This window comes from Alphaproteobacteria bacterium, assembly GCA_005883305.1.
GTDB lineage: Bacteria > Pseudomonadota > Alphaproteobacteria > Sphingomonadales > Sphingomonadaceae > Allosphingosinicella.
In genome coordinates this window covers 593,364-608,766 of sequence record VBAC01000001.1, presented here as the reverse complement: position 1 = coordinate 608,766, position 15,403 = coordinate 593,364, and the positions used below count along the sequence as shown (strand labels likewise).

At 67.6% G+C, this 15,403-nt stretch carries 13 protein-coding genes and 1 tRNA gene; 8 read left to right on the top strand and 6 right to left on the bottom strand.

The annotated features are described in order from the left end of the window. Nucleotides 1-92: 92 nt before the first annotated feature. Complete coding sequence (locus tag E6G92_02930) at nt 93-1,121, bottom strand: aspartate-semialdehyde dehydrogenase (protein TMJ18801.1); 1,029 nt, start codon at nt 1,119-1,121, stop codon at nt 93-95. Between the two features lie 95 nt (nt 1,122-1,216). Here E6G92_02930 and E6G92_02925 point away from each other — a divergent pair, with 95 nt between their 5' ends. The 5 genes from E6G92_02925 to E6G92_02905 all read left to right on the top strand — a co-directional run bounded on the left by E6G92_02925 (nt 1,217) and on the right by E6G92_02905 (nt 6,030). Continuing rightward, nucleotides 1,217-3,391, top strand: coding sequence for a M20/M25/M40 family metallo-hydrolase (locus tag E6G92_02925; protein ID TMJ18800.1), 2,175 nt, complete (start codon nt 1,217-1,219; stop codon nt 3,389-3,391). A gap of 9 nt (nt 3,392-3,400) precedes the next feature. Next, complete coding sequence (locus E6G92_02920; GenBank protein ID TMJ18799.1) at nt 3,401-4,729, top strand: replication-associated recombination protein A; 1,329 nt, start codon at nt 3,401-3,403, stop codon at nt 4,727-4,729. Beyond that, complete coding sequence (locus E6G92_02915) at nt 4,719-5,081, top strand: hypothetical protein (GenBank protein ID TMJ18798.1); 363 nt, start codon at nt 4,719-4,721, stop codon at nt 5,079-5,081. Before E6G92_02920 ends, E6G92_02915 begins: the two co-directional genes overlap by 11 nt. Further along, nucleotides 5,078-5,932: a hypothetical protein gene (locus E6G92_02910; protein TMJ18797.1), complete on the top strand. Its 855-nt coding sequence runs from the start codon at nt 5,078-5,080 to the stop codon at nt 5,930-5,932. The genes E6G92_02915 and E6G92_02910 overlap by 4 nt, the downstream gene beginning before the upstream one ends. Nucleotides 5,933-5,954: 22 nt before the next feature. Then, nucleotides 5,955-6,030 (top strand) — tRNA-Thr (locus E6G92_02905). Between the two features lie 33 nt (nt 6,031-6,063). On the opposite strand, the gene E6G92_02900 is transcribed toward E6G92_02905, so the two are convergent. After that, nucleotides 6,064-6,321, bottom strand: a complete 258-nt coding sequence (locus tag E6G92_02900) for a hypothetical protein (protein TMJ18796.1) — start codon at nt 6,319-6,321, stop codon at nt 6,064-6,066. Nucleotides 6,322-6,742: 421 nt separating this feature from the next. On the opposite strand from E6G92_02900, the gene E6G92_02895 reads away from it, so the two are divergent. Then, nucleotides 6,743-7,642, top strand: a complete 900-nt coding sequence (locus E6G92_02895; protein TMJ20676.1) for a formylglycine-generating enzyme family protein — start codon at nt 6,743-6,745, stop codon at nt 7,640-7,642. An 889-nt stretch (nt 7,643-8,531) separates the two neighbouring features. On the opposite strand, the gene E6G92_02890 is transcribed toward E6G92_02895, so the two are convergent. Further along, the gene (locus E6G92_02890; protein ID TMJ18795.1) at nt 8,532-9,386 is read right to left on the bottom strand and encodes a hypothetical protein; all 855 of its coding nucleotides are present in this window, start codon (nt 9,384-9,386) and stop codon (nt 8,532-8,534) included. Between the two features lie 400 nt (nt 9,387-9,786). On the opposite strand from E6G92_02890, the gene E6G92_02885 reads away from it, so the two are divergent. After that, nucleotides 9,787-10,434 carry a response regulator transcription factor gene (locus E6G92_02885; protein ID TMJ18794.1) on the top strand — a complete coding sequence of 216 codons (648 nt, stop codon included), beginning with the start codon at nt 9,787-9,789 and terminating at the stop codon, nt 10,432-10,434. Nucleotides 10,435-10,437: 3 nt separating this feature from the next. On the opposite strand, the gene E6G92_02880 is transcribed toward E6G92_02885, so the two are convergent. The 3 genes from E6G92_02880 to E6G92_02870 form a co-directional block, all read right to left on the bottom strand. Next, entirely contained in the window at nt 10,438-11,091 is a 654-nt protein-coding gene (locus tag E6G92_02880) for a DUF3313 domain-containing protein (GenBank protein ID TMJ18793.1), read from the bottom strand. Continuing rightward, nucleotides 11,088-11,786, bottom strand: coding sequence for an aquaporin Z (gene aqpZ / locus E6G92_02875; GenBank protein TMJ20675.1), 699 nt, complete (start codon nt 11,784-11,786; stop codon nt 11,088-11,090). Before aqpZ ends, E6G92_02880 begins: the two co-directional genes overlap by 4 nt. A 104-nt stretch (nt 11,787-11,890) precedes the next feature. Then, nucleotides 11,891-13,972, bottom strand: coding sequence for a hypothetical protein (locus tag E6G92_02870; GenBank protein TMJ18792.1), 2,082 nt, complete (start codon nt 13,970-13,972; stop codon nt 11,891-11,893). A gap of 125 nt (nt 13,973-14,097) precedes the next feature. Between E6G92_02870 and E6G92_02865 the strand changes: the two genes are divergently transcribed. After that, complete coding sequence (locus E6G92_02865; GenBank protein ID TMJ20674.1) at nt 14,098-15,366, top strand: homogentisate 1,2-dioxygenase; 1,269 nt, start codon at nt 14,098-14,100, stop codon at nt 15,364-15,366. Nucleotides 15,367-15,403 lie beyond the last annotated feature (37 nt).

Genomic DNA, 15,403 nt, shown 5'->3' with positions numbered 1-15,403 from the left:
TAGCGCGGTGGAGGGGGTTCTTCCACGGCAAGAGGCCCCTCCACCATGCTTCGCATGGTCCCCCTCCCCTGCAAATGCAGGGGAGGAAAGGCTCAGGCCGCCTTCTTGAGGTGCTTGCGGCCGAGCAGCTCGGCGATCTGGACCGCGTTGAGCGCCGCGCCCTTCCGAAGATTGTCCGAGACGCACCAGAGCGACAGGCCGTTGTCGACCGTGCTGTCCTCGCGCACGCGGCTGATGAAGGTGGCGTAATCGCCGACGCATTCGACCGGGGTCACGTATCCGCCGTCCTCGCGCTTGTCGACGAGCATGATTCCGGGCGCCTCGCGAAGGATCGAGCGCGCCTCGTCGGCCGAAATCTCGTTTTCGAACTCGATGTTGATCGCCTCCGAATGGCCGACGAAGACCGGAACGCGAACGCAGGTCGCGGTGACCTTGATCTTGGGATCGAGGATCTTCTTGGTCTCGACCACCATCTTCCACTCCTCCTTCGTCGAGCCGTCGTCGAGGAAGTCGTCGATGTGCGGGATCACGTTGAAGGCGATCTGCTTGGTGAATTTCGCCGGCTCGTTGGAATCGCCGACGAAGATGTTGCGGCTCTGCTCGAACAGCTCGTCCATCCCCGCTTTGCCGGCGCCCGAGACCGACTGGTACGTGGCGACCACCACGCGCTTGATCTTCGCCGCGTCGTGAAGCGGCTTTAAGGCCACCACCATCTGGGCAGTCGAGCAGTTCGGATTGGCGATGATGCCCCGCTTCGCATAGCCGGCGATCGCCTCGGGATTCACCTCGGGCACGATCAGCGGAACGTCCGGATCCATCCGGAAATAGGAGCTGTTGTCGATCACCGTGCAGCCCGCCGCGGCGGCGATCGGCGCATATTTCATCGAAACCGCGCTCCCCGCGGCGAACAAAGCGATGTCCCAGCCGGCGAAATCGAAATGCTCGATGTTGCGGACCTTCAATTCCTGGCCGCTGTCGCCGAAATCGATGATGTCGCCGGTCGAGCGCGGCGAGGCGACCGCAGCGATCTCGTCGATCGGAAACTGGCGTTCGGCGAGGATGTTGAGCATCTCGCGGCCGACATTGCCGGTCGCGCCGACCACGACCATCCGGTAACCCATTTCGTCTCTCCGATTTCGAGGCAGCGCCGCCCTATCGCAAGATGGCCGCGGAAGCGATATGGCCCTAAGAGGGACGGGAAAAAAGGGGCGGGCACATGAGGCGGGCGGGGCTGATGCTGATCGCGGCGCTCGCCTTGCTGGCGGCGATGGCGCTCAAGGGCTCGCTGATCGCCCTTCCCTCTCCCGGCGGTCCCGGCTTCAACGCCGACCGAGCGGCGGAGCGGCTGGCGCGCATTTTGGGCGACGAGCGGCCGCACCCGGCGGACAGCGCCGCGGGCGACGCCGTCCGCGAGCGGCTGATCGCCGAGATGCGCGCGGTGGGCCTGAACCCGCGCGTGACCGACGATTTCGCCTGCAACGGCTTCCGCCGCAACCGCAATGTGAGCTGCGCCCGGGTGCGCAACCTGGTGGCCACGATCGGCCCGGCGCAAGGAAAGCACCTGCTGCTCGTCTCCCACTATGATTCCACCTTCGCCGGCCCCGGCGCGTCGGACGACGGGATCGGAGTCGCGGCCATGCTGGAAATCGCCGTCAATTTGCGCGGGAAGCGCCTCGCCCGGCCCGTCACCTTCCTGTTCGACGAAGGCGAGGAGATGGGGCTGCTCGGCGCTCGCGCCTTCCTCGACCGCGATCCCCTGGCGGCCCGGGTCGACACCGCGATCAACCTCGAATCGCGCGGGGTGAACGGCCCGGCGATCATGTTCGAGACCAGCCGGCCCAACGGCGCCGCGATCGCTCTCTACCGCGCCTCCGCGGCCCGCCCGATGGCCAATTCGCTCTCGACCGGCCTCTACGCGCTGATCCCCAATTCCACCGACGTCGCGGTGTTCGACGCGCGTCCCTGGACGATCCTCAACTTCGCGGTAATCGGCAACGAGACCCGCTATCACAGCGCCGGAGACACGCTCGCCGCGCTCGACCATCGCAGCTTGCAGCATATGGGCGACCAGGCGCTCGCCGTCGCCGAGCTCGCCGCTTCGGGCGCGGTGCCGGCGGCGAGCGGCGAGCGGCTCTACACCGACATTCTGGGGCGCGGCTTCGTCGTCCTGCCGATGATGTTCGGACTGGTAATGCTTGGCATTCTGATCCTTTTTTTCCTGATCGAAGGATGGCGTCGGCGAGCGCTCGGCCGGCCGCTCCTTGCGATGGCGGCGGCGCTCGCCGGATCTGCCGGGCTCGCCTTGGCCGGCCAGTGGATCGTCCAGCTGCTTCGCCCCGGCGACTATTGGCGCGCCTTTCCCCCGGCGACGACCACGGCGGTCTATGCGACCGCGCTGGCCGCCTGTGCCCTTTCCCTGCTCCTCGTCGCCGGAACGCCGGAGCGGACAAGGCTGCGCCCCGCCTTCTGGCTGGTCTTCACCCTTTTGGGCGCGGCGCTCAGCTTCGTCGCGCCGGGCGGGGCGATCTACTTCCTCCTCCCGCCGCTCGTCGCCGCCCTCGGAATGGCCGGAAAGCGATGGCTCCGCCGGGCGGAAAAGGCCGGAGCGATCCTCGCCGCGCTCCTGCTCTACCTCACTTTCGGGCCGGCGCTCGGCCTGTTCGAGGAGCTGATGAACGGCGGCCCCTTCTGGGCCTTCGCCCCACTGGGCGCGCTGATCCTTCTGCCGGCTTTGATCGAACTTCGGCCGCTCCTCCGCGCGCGGGCGGCGGCCGCGGTCGCGCTCGCCGCCTGGCTCGGCGCCGGGCTCGCCCCGGCCTACAGCGCCGAGAGGCAGCAGCTCTTCACCATCGAATATGCCTGGGACGAGGCGGCCCATACGGGCCGCTTCGCAGTCAACAATGACGGCGCGCCGGTGCCGTTCGACGCCGCCTGGGAGCGCACCGAGATGCCCTACACGGCCCGCCGCCGCTGGGCCACCCCCGCGCCGCCCATAGCCGTCGCGGTCCCATCGGTGACGCTCGTTGGCCAGGCTCCCATACCGGGCGGACGGCGGATCCGGCTTCGGCTCGCGATGAACGGCGCGCAGAGCTTCTCGCTGATCGCTCCGGCCGAGGCGCGTCTTCGGGCGGCGGGAGCGGCCGCTTTCCTGCAGCGCTTTGGCGAGGGGGCGGACGCGGACAAATATGCCGTTCGCTGCGTCGGGCGCGCCTGCGAGGGGGCCGAGATCGACGTCCTCCTCGGCACGGCCGGTCCCGTCGATTTCACCATCGTCGGCACGCGCAGCGGCCTTCCGCCCGCCGCCGCGCCGCTGGTGCGCGCCCGCCCGGCGACGGCCCGGCCGCAATATGGGCCGGACGCGACGATTGCGATCGGCCGGGCGCGGTTCTAAGCGGCTCCGGTGGCTGACCTTTTTCAGAACGAGCCGGCCCAGCCCGACGCCCCCGAGGCGCCGAGCGACGACGCGCCGCTCGCCGACCGCCTCCGGCCCCAGCGGCTCGACGACGTCGTCGGCCAAGAGCATCTGACCGGGCCGGACGGCGCGATCGGGCGCATGGTCGCGGCCGGCAAGCTTTCGTCGATGATCCTGTGGGGGCCGCCGGGCACCGGCAAGACCACCATCGCCCGGCTGCTCGCCGACGCGGTGGGCATGCGTTTCGTCGCCATCTCCGCGGTCTTCTCGGGCGTCGCCGATTTGAAGAAAGTGTTCGCCGAGGCGCGCGAGCACCGCAAGCTCGGCCGGCAGACCTTGCTCTTCGTGGACGAGATCCACCGCTTCAACCGCGCCCAGCAGGACGGCTTCCTCCCCTATGTCGAGGACGGCACGGTCGTCCTGGTCGGAGCGACGACCGAGAATCCCAGCTTCGAGCTCAACGCCGCCTTGCTCTCGCGCGGGCAGGTGCTGATCCTCAACCGGCTCGACGCCCCGGCTCTCTGCAAGCTGCTCGACCGCGCCGAAGAGCTGATGGGCCGTCCGCTGCCGCTGACTCCGGAGGCCCGCGACGCGCTCGTCGCAACGGCCGACGGGGATGGCCGCTTCCTGCTAAACCAGGCCGAGACCTTGTTCTCGATCGAGCTCGCCGAGCCGCTGGCGCCGGCCGAGCTGGCCGCTTTGCTTCACCGCCGGGTCGCGGTCTACGACAAGGACCGCGAGGGCCATTACAACCTCATCTCCGCGCTTCACAAAGCGATCCGCGGCTCGGACCCGCAGGCCGCGCTCTACTATCTCGCGCGGATGCTGACGGCCGGCGAGGAGCCGCTCTATCTGCTGCGCCGACTGACCCGCGCGGCGAGCGAGGATATCGGCCTCGCCGACCCCAATGCCCTGGCCCAGTGCATCGCCGCCAAGGACGCTTACGATTTCCTCGGCTCTCCCGAGGGCGAGCTGGCGATCGTCCAGGCCTGCCTCTATCTCGCCACAGCGCCCAAATCGAACGCGGTCTACGTGGCGCAGAAGGCGGCCTGGCGAAGCGCGAAGGAGACCGGGTCGCTGATGCCGCCGAAGAACATCCTCAACGCGCCGACCAAGCTGATGAAGCAGATCGGCTACGGCAAGGGCTATCAGTACGACCACGATTCCGAGGGCGGCTTTTCGGGCGACGATTACTGGCCCGAGGAGATGGAGCCGCAGACCTTCTACACGCCGACCGACCGCGGGCTCGAAAAGCGAATCGCCGAGCGAATGGCCTGGTGGGAGGAGCAGCGCAAGGCGATCCGCGATGGCGAATGAGCCGATCCGAAGCTTCGACGACGCCGTCGCCTTTGCGCTGACCCTGCCGGACACCGAGCTTTCGACGAGCTACGGCAAGCCGGCGGTCAAGGTCGCCTCGAACGGCCGCGCCTTCCTCTACACGGGCCACGAAGTAGAGACCTCGTTCGGCATCGCGATCGACATGGATACGGTCGAGATATTGAAGGAGACCGATCCGGGCACATTCTGGCAAAGCCCGCATTACGAAGGCTGGCCCGCGGTGTTGATCCGCTTCGACAGCCCGGATCAGGAGCGGGTCCGCGAGACGATCCGCCGCTCGCGCGACTGGACCGCCGCCAGGCCGAAGGCGACGCCGCGGAAGAAGAAGTGACGCGGTTCGAACGCTACGCCGCGATCGACTGGTCCGGCGCCAAGGGGAGGAAGCACAAGGGCATCGCCGTCGCGATGGCGGGCGCCGGCGATTCTCCGCCCCGCCTCGTGCGCCCGGGCCATATCTGGTCGCGCACCGAAGTGCTCGATTGGCTGATCGGGGCCGCGGCCGAGGCGCCGACCCTGTTCGGCTTCGATTTCAGCTTCGCTCCGCCGATCGCCGAGCGCGGCGAATATCTGCCGGGCGAAGCGGGGGTGCCCGCCGAGGCCAGGGCCTTCTGGGCCTATGTCGACGCTTTGAGCGAGGACGAGGATCTGGGCGCCGCGAGCTTCCTCGAGCGATCGCATCGCCGCCATTTCTATTTCGGCGCCGCCGACGGCGAGAAGGCCCGCTTCATGCATTTCCGTGCCTGCGACCGGCGGCTCAACGCCCTGGGCGGCCGCAAGACCGCGAGCGCCTATGACGCGATCGGAGCCGCCCAGGTCGCCAAGGCCAGCTTTTCGGGAATGCGGCTGCTCCATCGCCTGAATGGCAAGGTCGCGATCTGGCCGATGGACCCGCTGCCGGCGCGGGGCAGCGTCGTGGTCGAGATCTACACGCGAATCTATCTCCGCCGCGCCGGAATGCCGGGAACCAAGCTGAGGTCGCGGGCCGAGCTAAATCGCGCGCTGCAAGGCCTCGCAAGCGCGCCCGCCCGGCTGCGCTTCGAGCCCAACGATCACCAGACGGATGCGCTTGTGACCGCGGCCGGGATGCGGGCGCTGGCGACCGGGGGGCCCAAGGCTTTCGCCCCGCCGGGCCTCACCGCCCAGCTCGCGCGAACCGAGGGCTGGACGTTCGGCATCGCTTAGCCCATTTGGGCGGCGTGCGTAGGCCGGATTAGCTCAGCTGGTAGAGCAGCGGTTTTGTAAACCGAAGGTCGCGGGTTCGATTCCTGCATCCGGCACCAGCCCCCGCGAACTCCTTCGGCCCTGTCGAAGGCTCAGGGGCTATGGGGACCGTCGTCGTCGTCGAGCAGGACGATGAGGAGGATGATCACCGCGACCACCCCGACTCCGACCAGGATATAGCCGGTCTCATCCATCTGGTTCGGATTCGTCATGCCCGCCTGGGCCCGTACCGCCGGATTGTGGGCGACCGACAGCGCCGATGCACTCCCGGACGTGGCGGCGATCGCGGCCGTTGGCGCAGCGACGAGGCTGATGGCGGCAAGCGCCGATACGAAGGAGGAACGCATCATTGAGTCCTTTCTCTTTTCGATGAGGCCCTAATGGCCACCGGCGGCACCCCCCTCCATCGGGATTAATCCCGAGGAGCGCCCGGAATTTTCTCGGGCCGAGGCGGCCGGGCCTTCATCCGGCTCGATTCGCGGCCCTTAGGGACGGATACCCGCCATTTTTGCCGCAAGATTCGGTTCAAAGCGGCTCGGCTCCGGCCTTTCCCCGATGGACCGTCCCGCGGATCGGCCCGAGGTCTCGGCGGACTTTCCAACACCGAACGACGGCGGGATCGACGCAACTTCCGAGCAGCCGGGGCCCAAGATGAAGCAATCCGAGTTCGCCATATCCGTAGCCGAGGTCGAGACGAACCCCGCCGAGCCGCCGAACGCGCCGTCTCCGCGGAGCGGGGAAGGGCCGCAAGGAACCGCCGCCGGACGCGACATGGTGTGGATCGAAGGCGGCGCCTTCCTGATGGGCTCGGACCGCCATTATGTCGAGGAACGCCCTCGCCGGCGGGTGCGGACCGAGGGTTTCTGGATCGACCGCTCGCCGGTCACCAATAGCGAGTTCGCGCGCTTCGTGGCCGCATCCGGCTATGTGACGTTCGCGGAACGCGCGCCGCGCGCGGAGGATTTCCCCGACGCGCCGGCGGAAAATCTGGCTGCCGGCTCGATGGTCTTCATTCCGAGCGTTCGCGCGATCCCCCTCGAGCAGCCCCATTTGTGGTGGGCGTTCGTGCGCGGCGCCGACTGGCGCCATCCGACCGGGCCCAGCAGTTCGATCGACGGGCTCGAAAACCACCCCGTCGTCCACGTCGCGCTGGTCGACGTCGAGGCTTATGCGGCGTGGGCGGGAGCGGAGCTGCCGAGCGAGAAGGAGTGGGAGTTCGCCGCCAAAGGCGGAGCGAACGAAGCCGAATATGCGTGGGGCGAGGAACTCGAGCCGGACGGCGCGCCGCAAGCGAATATCTGGCAAGGGACGTTTCCGTTCCACAATAGCGGCCGGGACGGGTGGCCCAGGACTTCGCCGGTCGGCGCCTTTCCGGCCAACGGCTATGGTCTCTCCGACATGATTGGCAACGTCTGGGAATGGACCGCCGACTGGTGGGCGTTCCATCCGCCGAACGAGCCGAGCAAGGTCTGCTGCACGGTCAAGCGCTGGGCGAGCGTCGCGCCCGAGGACCCGCTGCAGATCCCGCGGCGCGTGCTGAAGGGCGGCTCGCATTTGTGCGCCCCCAATTATTGCCGGCGCTATCGGCCGGCCGCCCGCCACGCCCATCCGATCGACACCTCCACCTCGCACATCGGCTTCCGCTGCGTGCTGAGGCCTCCGAAGGCGTGACGGTACGTGGCGGATCGGGGACCGATGCGGGCGCCCTCAGTAATTATCCCGATACCGCGCACCGCGCCCCAACCCCATTCTGCGCTCTCCCTGCCAAGGGAAGGCTGAACCTGGCGCCGCCTTGCTGACAGCGCTTGGCGGTGCAGGCGACGGGAGGGGTCCTCAGCCCCCTGAGGGCCCCTCTTCGTCGTCCGGGCGGCGGGGCTGGCCGCGCCGGTGCCGGCCGGGACCATTAATGCGTGCCGATGGCATTTCCCGTCATGCTGAACCCTTTGGCGGGCTCAGGACATGCTTGCTTCAGCATTCAGCGACGAGCCACCGCGACGGTGGTGAGCTGGACCGTGAAACAAGTTCAGGCTGAGGGTATCGGTGCCGGGAACTTCGGGCCCGGACCGGCCGGCTGCCAATCGTGCGCGATCCCGGGCGGGTGGGGCGCCGTCCGCCGGGAGTGAACAGCAAGACGACGCCCCGAGCGGTCCAGCCTCAAGCTGCCGCCCACGCCCCATTGAAGCGCCGAAGGCGCCGTGCGCCTATCGGGGTTTCACCGGGTGGCCGTCTCGGGCGATCCCAGAGGAAGATCGTGCTCGGTCCCGAGCTGAGTCGAGGGCGACGGCAATCGGACCGCCGAGTCGAGTCCGGATTTATCACCAGAGGGCGGATTGGGTCTCTCCCTGATCCGAAAAGCAAGGAAATCTGCGGTTTCTCCATGCAAATACCGATATCGAGGAACGCCCGTCTGAAGTGAATTGAGGTCTGGCGGCGCAGCCGACTGAGCACCCTCCCCCCACCCCCTGCTCAGGCGTCGTCGGCGCGGCGGGACGTATGTGCAGCACGTCCTGCCGCGCCTAATTTTTTCTGACGGAGGTTGGTTGCGGGGGCGACGCGGCAATCAGTCGCGTGCCGGGACGCGCTTCATCGCCCAGGCCTGGTAGATCGCCGAGAGTATCAAGCTCACGAACAGGAACAGCAGGACGGCGAGGACCACCCGGCGATCGTCCAGCGCGCTGCGGGCGATCATTACCGCTATGCCGGGGTGGCGCGTTGCCGCGGCGATGCCCAGCGCCATCTTGTTGAGCGGTCCCGGCCCGCCGAGCAAATGCCCGCCCGCGAGCGCCGCGGAGACGGTAACGATGCAGGCGAGCAATGTGCCGTCCTCAGCGAGACCGACGATCTGCCCGCCCGCCAAATAAAGGATGGCGGCGACGAACAGCAGCAGCATGAGATTGCCGAGCAACCCGGCGATCTTCGCCAGCATCGGCGCCTGGCGAGGCAGGAAAGCGGCGATCGCCATTCCCGCGACCAGCGGCGCCAGCACCGAGGCGAAGACGAGCCGGGCGATCTCTCCCGCTGGCAGGAAGACGTCCACCGCGGTGACCGCGCCAAGCAACGCGACGGTGAGCGGGACGATGGCCACCGCCAGAACCAGAAGCCAGAAATAGAGCCCGACCGCGACGGAAGCATCCGCGCCGGCCTTGAGCAGCCGGCCCGGAATCAGCGGAGCAAGCGGCGAGACCGCCATGATCACGATCCCCTGCTTGACCGGCTGGTCGATAGGCAGGACAAGCACGATGAGGATCGCGGCGAGGGGCACGACGAGGTTGACCGCCACGATTCCGCGCAGGAGCCGGCGAGGCTGCCCCAAAGCAAGCCGGAGGTCGCGCCACTCGCTCCTCATGCCCACCGAGCCGACGATCAGCGTCAGGCTGATTTGGATGAACAACGGCACCAGGGCTTTGACGTCCATGATCGGCCTCCACGCTCGCCGGCACGTTGCTAGGCGCGGGCCGCCGGTGCCTCCATCGGGGACAACCCCGATAGGAGCCCGATCGCCAGTCGGCCGTGCCGTTCGTGGCGCTCGGGCCCGAAAGCCGCGGCTTTCCGCCGGAAATCAGGGAGGACATTGCCGGCCACAGAGAGAGAGCCCCTCCGAAAAAGCGCATGAGGCAGGGTTTGTCCCGATATGCACTTCCCCCGCCCTCGGGGATGACGGAGGGAAGCCGGATCGATCGGCGGCGAGACGGCCAATGATCGTTTAGAGAATGTTGAGGCCGAAGGCGGTAATTACCGCATGGCGCAGGGGAATGCGGGGGCGAGTTCGAAGAAGTCACCGCGGATCGTTGGGCTGAACAGAAGAACGGGGCGATATGTCTGGACCGGTAAAGCGCATATTGATCGCGGACGACCACGATGTCATCCGCCGCGGCGTTCGGGCACTGCTCGAGACACGGCCCAACCTTCAGGTCGTCGCCGAAGCCGCCAACGGGCGCACCGCCCTTGCCCTGGCGCGCGAGACGGTGCCGGACATCGCCATCGTCGATTATTCGCTGCCGGAGCTCAACGGCTACGAGCTGACGGTCTCGCTGAAGCGCGAACTGCCGCGGGTCGAGATCCTCATCTATACGATGTACGACCGCGAGACGATGATCCTGGACGTTCTTCGGGCGGGCGCTCGGGGCTTCATCCTGAAGTCGGAGACCGAAGAGCATCTGTTCGCGGCGATCAACGCCTTGTCGATCCACCGGCCCTATTTCTCGGGCGGCGTTTCGGAGACCCTGCTCGAGCAATTCCTCAAGACCAAGCCGCAGACGGCGCTTTCCGCCCTCACCCACCGCGAGCGCGAGGTCGTCCAGCTGATCGCCGAAGGAAAGATCAACAAGGAGATCGCCCGCCAGCTCGAGATCAGCGTCAAGACGGTCGAGACCCATCGCGCGACGGCGATGCACAAGCTGAAGCTCAGGACGACCGCCGAGCTGGTCCGCTACGCCGTCCGCAATTCCATCATCGAAGCCTAGACGTCAGCGCGTGCGGCCGCTCTGAAAGCGGTCGCGGAGGGCCTTGGCGAAATCGCGCGCGATCGCCCGCGCCGTCTCGGTCGTGCCCAGGGTCGCCGGAATGTCGAGCGCGTCGGGTTCGCGGCGCCTGACGATCGCCGCCTGGAGCTGACCGCCGCCGTCGAACATTTCGAGCGCGATCAGCATCGATCCGGTGAGGCGGCCTCCGCGCCCCGTGACGCTGCGTACGACGCTTGAAGCCATGCCGAGCGGCGTGGCCCGGGTCGCCGTCGCGACGCCGCCCATCGTCTTTTCCATGCCGATCAGGGTGACCCGCAAACGCGCCGTTCCCGCGGCGGCGCGACGGACGATCGGCCGAGCGCCCGCAAGCTCGCGGCGCAGCGCCTCGTCGATGATCCGGGCGTAGGTGCGGCGGTCGGCGGAATCGATATCCTCGAACTGCGAATCCGGCCCGCTGTAAACGACGACGGGCTCGATCATGATGTTGCGGAAAGCGCCCAGATCCAGGCCCGGCCTGATGTAGGTCCAGGATTCGCCGCGATCGTGGCTCATCCGCGAGGCGGAAGAGAGGGCAGTGGGCGCATGATCCTCGGCTTGAGCAAAAGCGACGGTTGCGGGCAGCGCCAGCAAGAGGGCGGCGATTCGAAGGCGCTTCATGCTTCCCTCCTCTCGAACAGCATCCGCCACAGCATCGCCCCCAAAGCCGCGCCGAGCAGCGGCGCCGCCCAGAACAGCCACAGCTGGTCGAGCGCAGTGCCGCCGACCATCAGCGCCGGGCCGGTGCTGCGCGCCGGGTTCACCGACGTGTTGGTGACCGGGATGCTGATCAGATGGATCAAGGTGAGCGCGAGGCCGATGGCGATCGGCTGGAAACCGGCCTCGTTGCACTCGGCCGTGGCGCCGAGGATGACGATCAGGAAGAAGGCCGTCAGCACCACCTCGATGAGGAAGCCGGACATCATTGAATAGCCGCCGGGCGACGCGCTCCCATAGCCGTTCTGAGCGAGCCCGGAGGCGGCGAGATCGAAGCCCGGCGCGCCGCTGGCGATGGTCAGCAGCAGCAAGGAGGCGAGAATGGCGCCGATCACCTGAGCGACGGCGTAGGGCGCGAGCTCGCGGGCTGGGAAGCGGCCGCCGACCCACAGGCCGAGGCTTACCGCCGGATTGAAGTGGCCGCCCGAAATGGGACAGAAAGCATAGGCGGCGGTCAGGACGGTCAAGCCGAAGGCCAACGACACGCCGAGCAGGCCGATGCCCACTTCGGGAAAGCCGGCCGCGATGACCGCGCTGCCGCAGCCGCCGAACACCAGCCAGAATGTGCCCGCGCACTCGGCGAGCATCTTTTGCCACAGCTTCATGATCGCCTCCCGCAATTGCGGCTTTGCGTTTGAACGCGATCCGGAGACTTGCGAATCGGGATAAACCCGCAAGCGCGGCGGCTTGGCTGCCCAAGGCCCTAGCCTGCGTCTGCCGTCTCGGTCGGCGGCCGCTCCGCGGCTCGGCGGGCGGCGGGCAAGGAGAAGGCGACGCAAGCGCCGCCCTCGGGGAGGTCCTCGATCCAGATCCTTCCCCCGTGCGCTTCGATGATCGTGCGCGAGATGGAGAGGCCGAGGCCGAGCCCGCTCTTCTTGGTGGTAGCGAACGGTGAGAAGCGGATGCTGTCCGGCTGGCTGAAGCCGGGGCCGTTGTCCGACACCGAAATCACCACGCTCGTCGGACCCTCCCGACGGGTCGCGATGACGATCTCGGGATGATCGACCTTCCCGGTCGCATCGCACGCGTTGCGCAGGACGTTCAGCATCACCTGCTGAACCTGGATCCGGTCGCCCTTCACGCTTTTCGCGTCGGCGGCGAGGTGCCTGCTCACCTTCAGCCGCGGATAGGCGCTGGTGACGGAGAGCAGCGAGAGCGAATCGTCGACGATGCGCGAAACCGACACCGAGGCGACCGCCTTGGGCTGGTTGGAGACCATCTCGCGCACCTGCCTTATGATGTCGGCGGCGAGGTGGACCTGCTGCGCGGCATCGGCGATGGCGCGCTCGAGCTCGTCCGGCTCCATGCTGCCCAATCGAAGCCGGCGCTTGCTTCCCGCCAAATAGTTCGAGGCCGCCGTCAGGGGCTGGTTGAGCTCGTGCGCGAGCGTAGCGGCCATGGCGTTCATCGCCTCGACCCTGGAAAGATGGGCGACCTGGGTCTGTAGTTGATTGAGCAACTTGCGAGCGCTCACATTCTGATCGGTGCCGTGCAGCCGAACCACGTTTCCGGCGCCGTCGAACGTCGGCATGATCACGCTTTGGTGGAGCGTCTCGATCCCGCTCGGCAGGCGAACCTCATATTCGACCTCCTGGGTCTCGCCGGTGGCGAGCGCCTGCTGGTGAGCGTGGAGCACGGCGGCCCTGCCGTCCTCGTCGAGATAGGAAAGAAACCCTTCGAAGCTCGGGCTCCCGTCCTCCGGGCGGCGCTCGAACTGGGCGCAAAGCTGCGGCGACCAGTAAACCGCGCCGGTGGCGATATCGTAGTCCCAGTCACCGATCTGGCCGATCCGCTGCGCCTCGCGCAGCCGTTCGTTGGCGCGTGCCAGCTCGCCCTCGCGCCGGTCGCGCCGGCTGAGCGAAAAGGTCAGGAACGCCGCGAGCGCCCCCAGGACGACCGAAACCAGGGCCGCGCCGCCGAAAAGGATCGAGGCGCGATGGCGGGAGGGAGCGAGCACCTTCGCCTCGGTAATGCCGTAGGTGACGAACAGCGGATAATCGCGCAGCCGGCGATGGCTGAAGATTCGCACCTGGCCGTCGAAGATGCTGGGCCCGATGTGCGTGCCGTTCGGATTGGCCAGCTGGTTGCGCATGACCACGCTGCCGCGCATGTCCTCGCCCGAGGTTTCGACCCCGCCGGACCGGCGCGCCCGGGCGATCCCGTCGAGGCCGATCACCGACATCACGTCCGTCGCGTCCACCTGGGCGTCGCGATAGAAAGCGGTGAACTGGTCCGGCAGGATGTTGATCGCGATCACTCCCGCGAACGAGCCGTCGCCATGATTGAGGCGGCGGGTCAGCCAGATGATGTTCTGGCCGGCGAGGCGGGAATGGATCGGCGGGCTGACGAAGAGCGCTCCGGTGTCGCGCGCGACGTGGACTCGGAAGGCCGGATGATCGGCGACGCTGTAACGCGGCAAAACCCGGCGCAGCGAGGTGCCGACAATCTCGCCGCGGGCATTGGCGATGCTGATGCCGAGAAAGGTGCCGCTCTGGACGATTTGCCCGGCGATCAGAGCGGGCCTGTCCGGCGTTCCGGCGAATTCGAGGCCTTCCGCCCCAAGCTGGAATCGCCGCGCCGCGTAGCGGGTCACCAGATCGGCGGCTTCGAGCGTCCGCCTCACATAGATTTCGAAGGCGATCGTCCGGTTTTCGTTCTGGCGGATGGCATCGGTGATCGCCTGGCTCCGCTCGAATGCCACCTGGCTCGCCGCGAACCACCAGATGCCGGCGATCAGCAGCGCGCAAAAACCCCAGACGAGCGCGCGCATGGGGCGCGAGCTCAATGGGCGGCCCCCTTCGGCGACGGGCTGGGCGATTGCGGAGGACATTCGCCCCGCTTATGGCTGGGCCTCGCGCGCGGTTCAACGGCGCAGGCAGTGGGAGCGAAATGATCGGCGCAAGCGGTACCATGATGTCGGGCTTCGGCAGCCATTTCGCCAGCGAAGCCGTGCCGGGCGCGCTTCCGCAGGGGCGCAATTCGCCGCAGCGTCCGGCCTTCGGCCTCTATGCCGAGCAGCTTTCCGGCACCGCCTTTACCGCGCCGCGCGCCGAGAACCGGCGATCGTGGCTCTACCGGATGCGGCCGAGCGCGGCTCATCCGCCCTATCGGCGGTACGAGGGTGCGCCCCTTTTCGCCCCCGGCACTTCCGATGCGGCGCTTGCGCCCAATCGGCTGCGTTGGGATCCGCTCGCCTATCCGGAAGAAAGCGTGGATTTCGTCGATGGCCTGGCGACGATGATGGCCAATCGCGATCCGGCCGATCTCGAAGGGGTCGCGGTTCACGTCTACGCCGCCAACGCCGACATGGCGGACCGCTATTTCTTCGACGCCGACGGCGAGATGCTGATCGTTCCGCAGGAGGGGCGGCTGGACCTGATTACCGAGATGGGGCGTCTCGAGATCGAGCCCGGCGAGGTGGCGCTGGTCCCGCGCGGCGTGCGCTTTCGCGTTCTGCTGCCCGACGGCAAAGCGCGGGGCTATGTCGCGGAAAATCACGGCAGCCTGTTCCGCCTGCCCGAGCTCGGGCCGATCGGCTCAAACGGCCTCGCCAATCCCCGCGACTTCCTGACGCCCGCGGCGGCCCATGAGGAGCGGGATGGGCGCTTCGCGCTGGTCCAGAAGCATCTCGGCTCCCTGTGGGTCACCGAGATCGGCCACAGCCCGCTCGACGTCGTCGCCTGGCACGGCAACCTGGCGCCGTGGAAATACGATTTGCGCCTGTTCAACACGATCGGATCGATCAGCTACGATCATCCCGATCCCTCGATCTTCACCGTCCTGACCAGCCCCAGCGACGTCCCCGGCCGCGCCAACGCCGATTTCGTCATCTTCCCGCCGCGCTGGATGGTGGCCGAGGACACGTTCCGCCCGCCCTGGTTCCACCGCAACGTGATGAGCGAGTGCATGGGGCTGATCGCCGGCGCCTACGACGCCAAGGCCGAGGGCTTCGCGCCCGGCGGCATGAGCCTTCACAACCTCATGGCCGGCCACGGCCCCGACGCGGCGAGCTGGAAGGCGGCGAGCGAGGCGGAGCTGAAGCCCCACAGGATCGCCGACACGATGGCCTTCATGGTCGAAAGCTGCTGGCCCTACCGGCCCACGCAATTCGCGCTGGACCATGCCCAGCCCGATTACGATTCCGCCTGGGACGGCTTCCCAAAGGCGACACTTCCCTAGTTACCCTGATTGCCGCGGGGGCCGCCGAGGCGTAGAA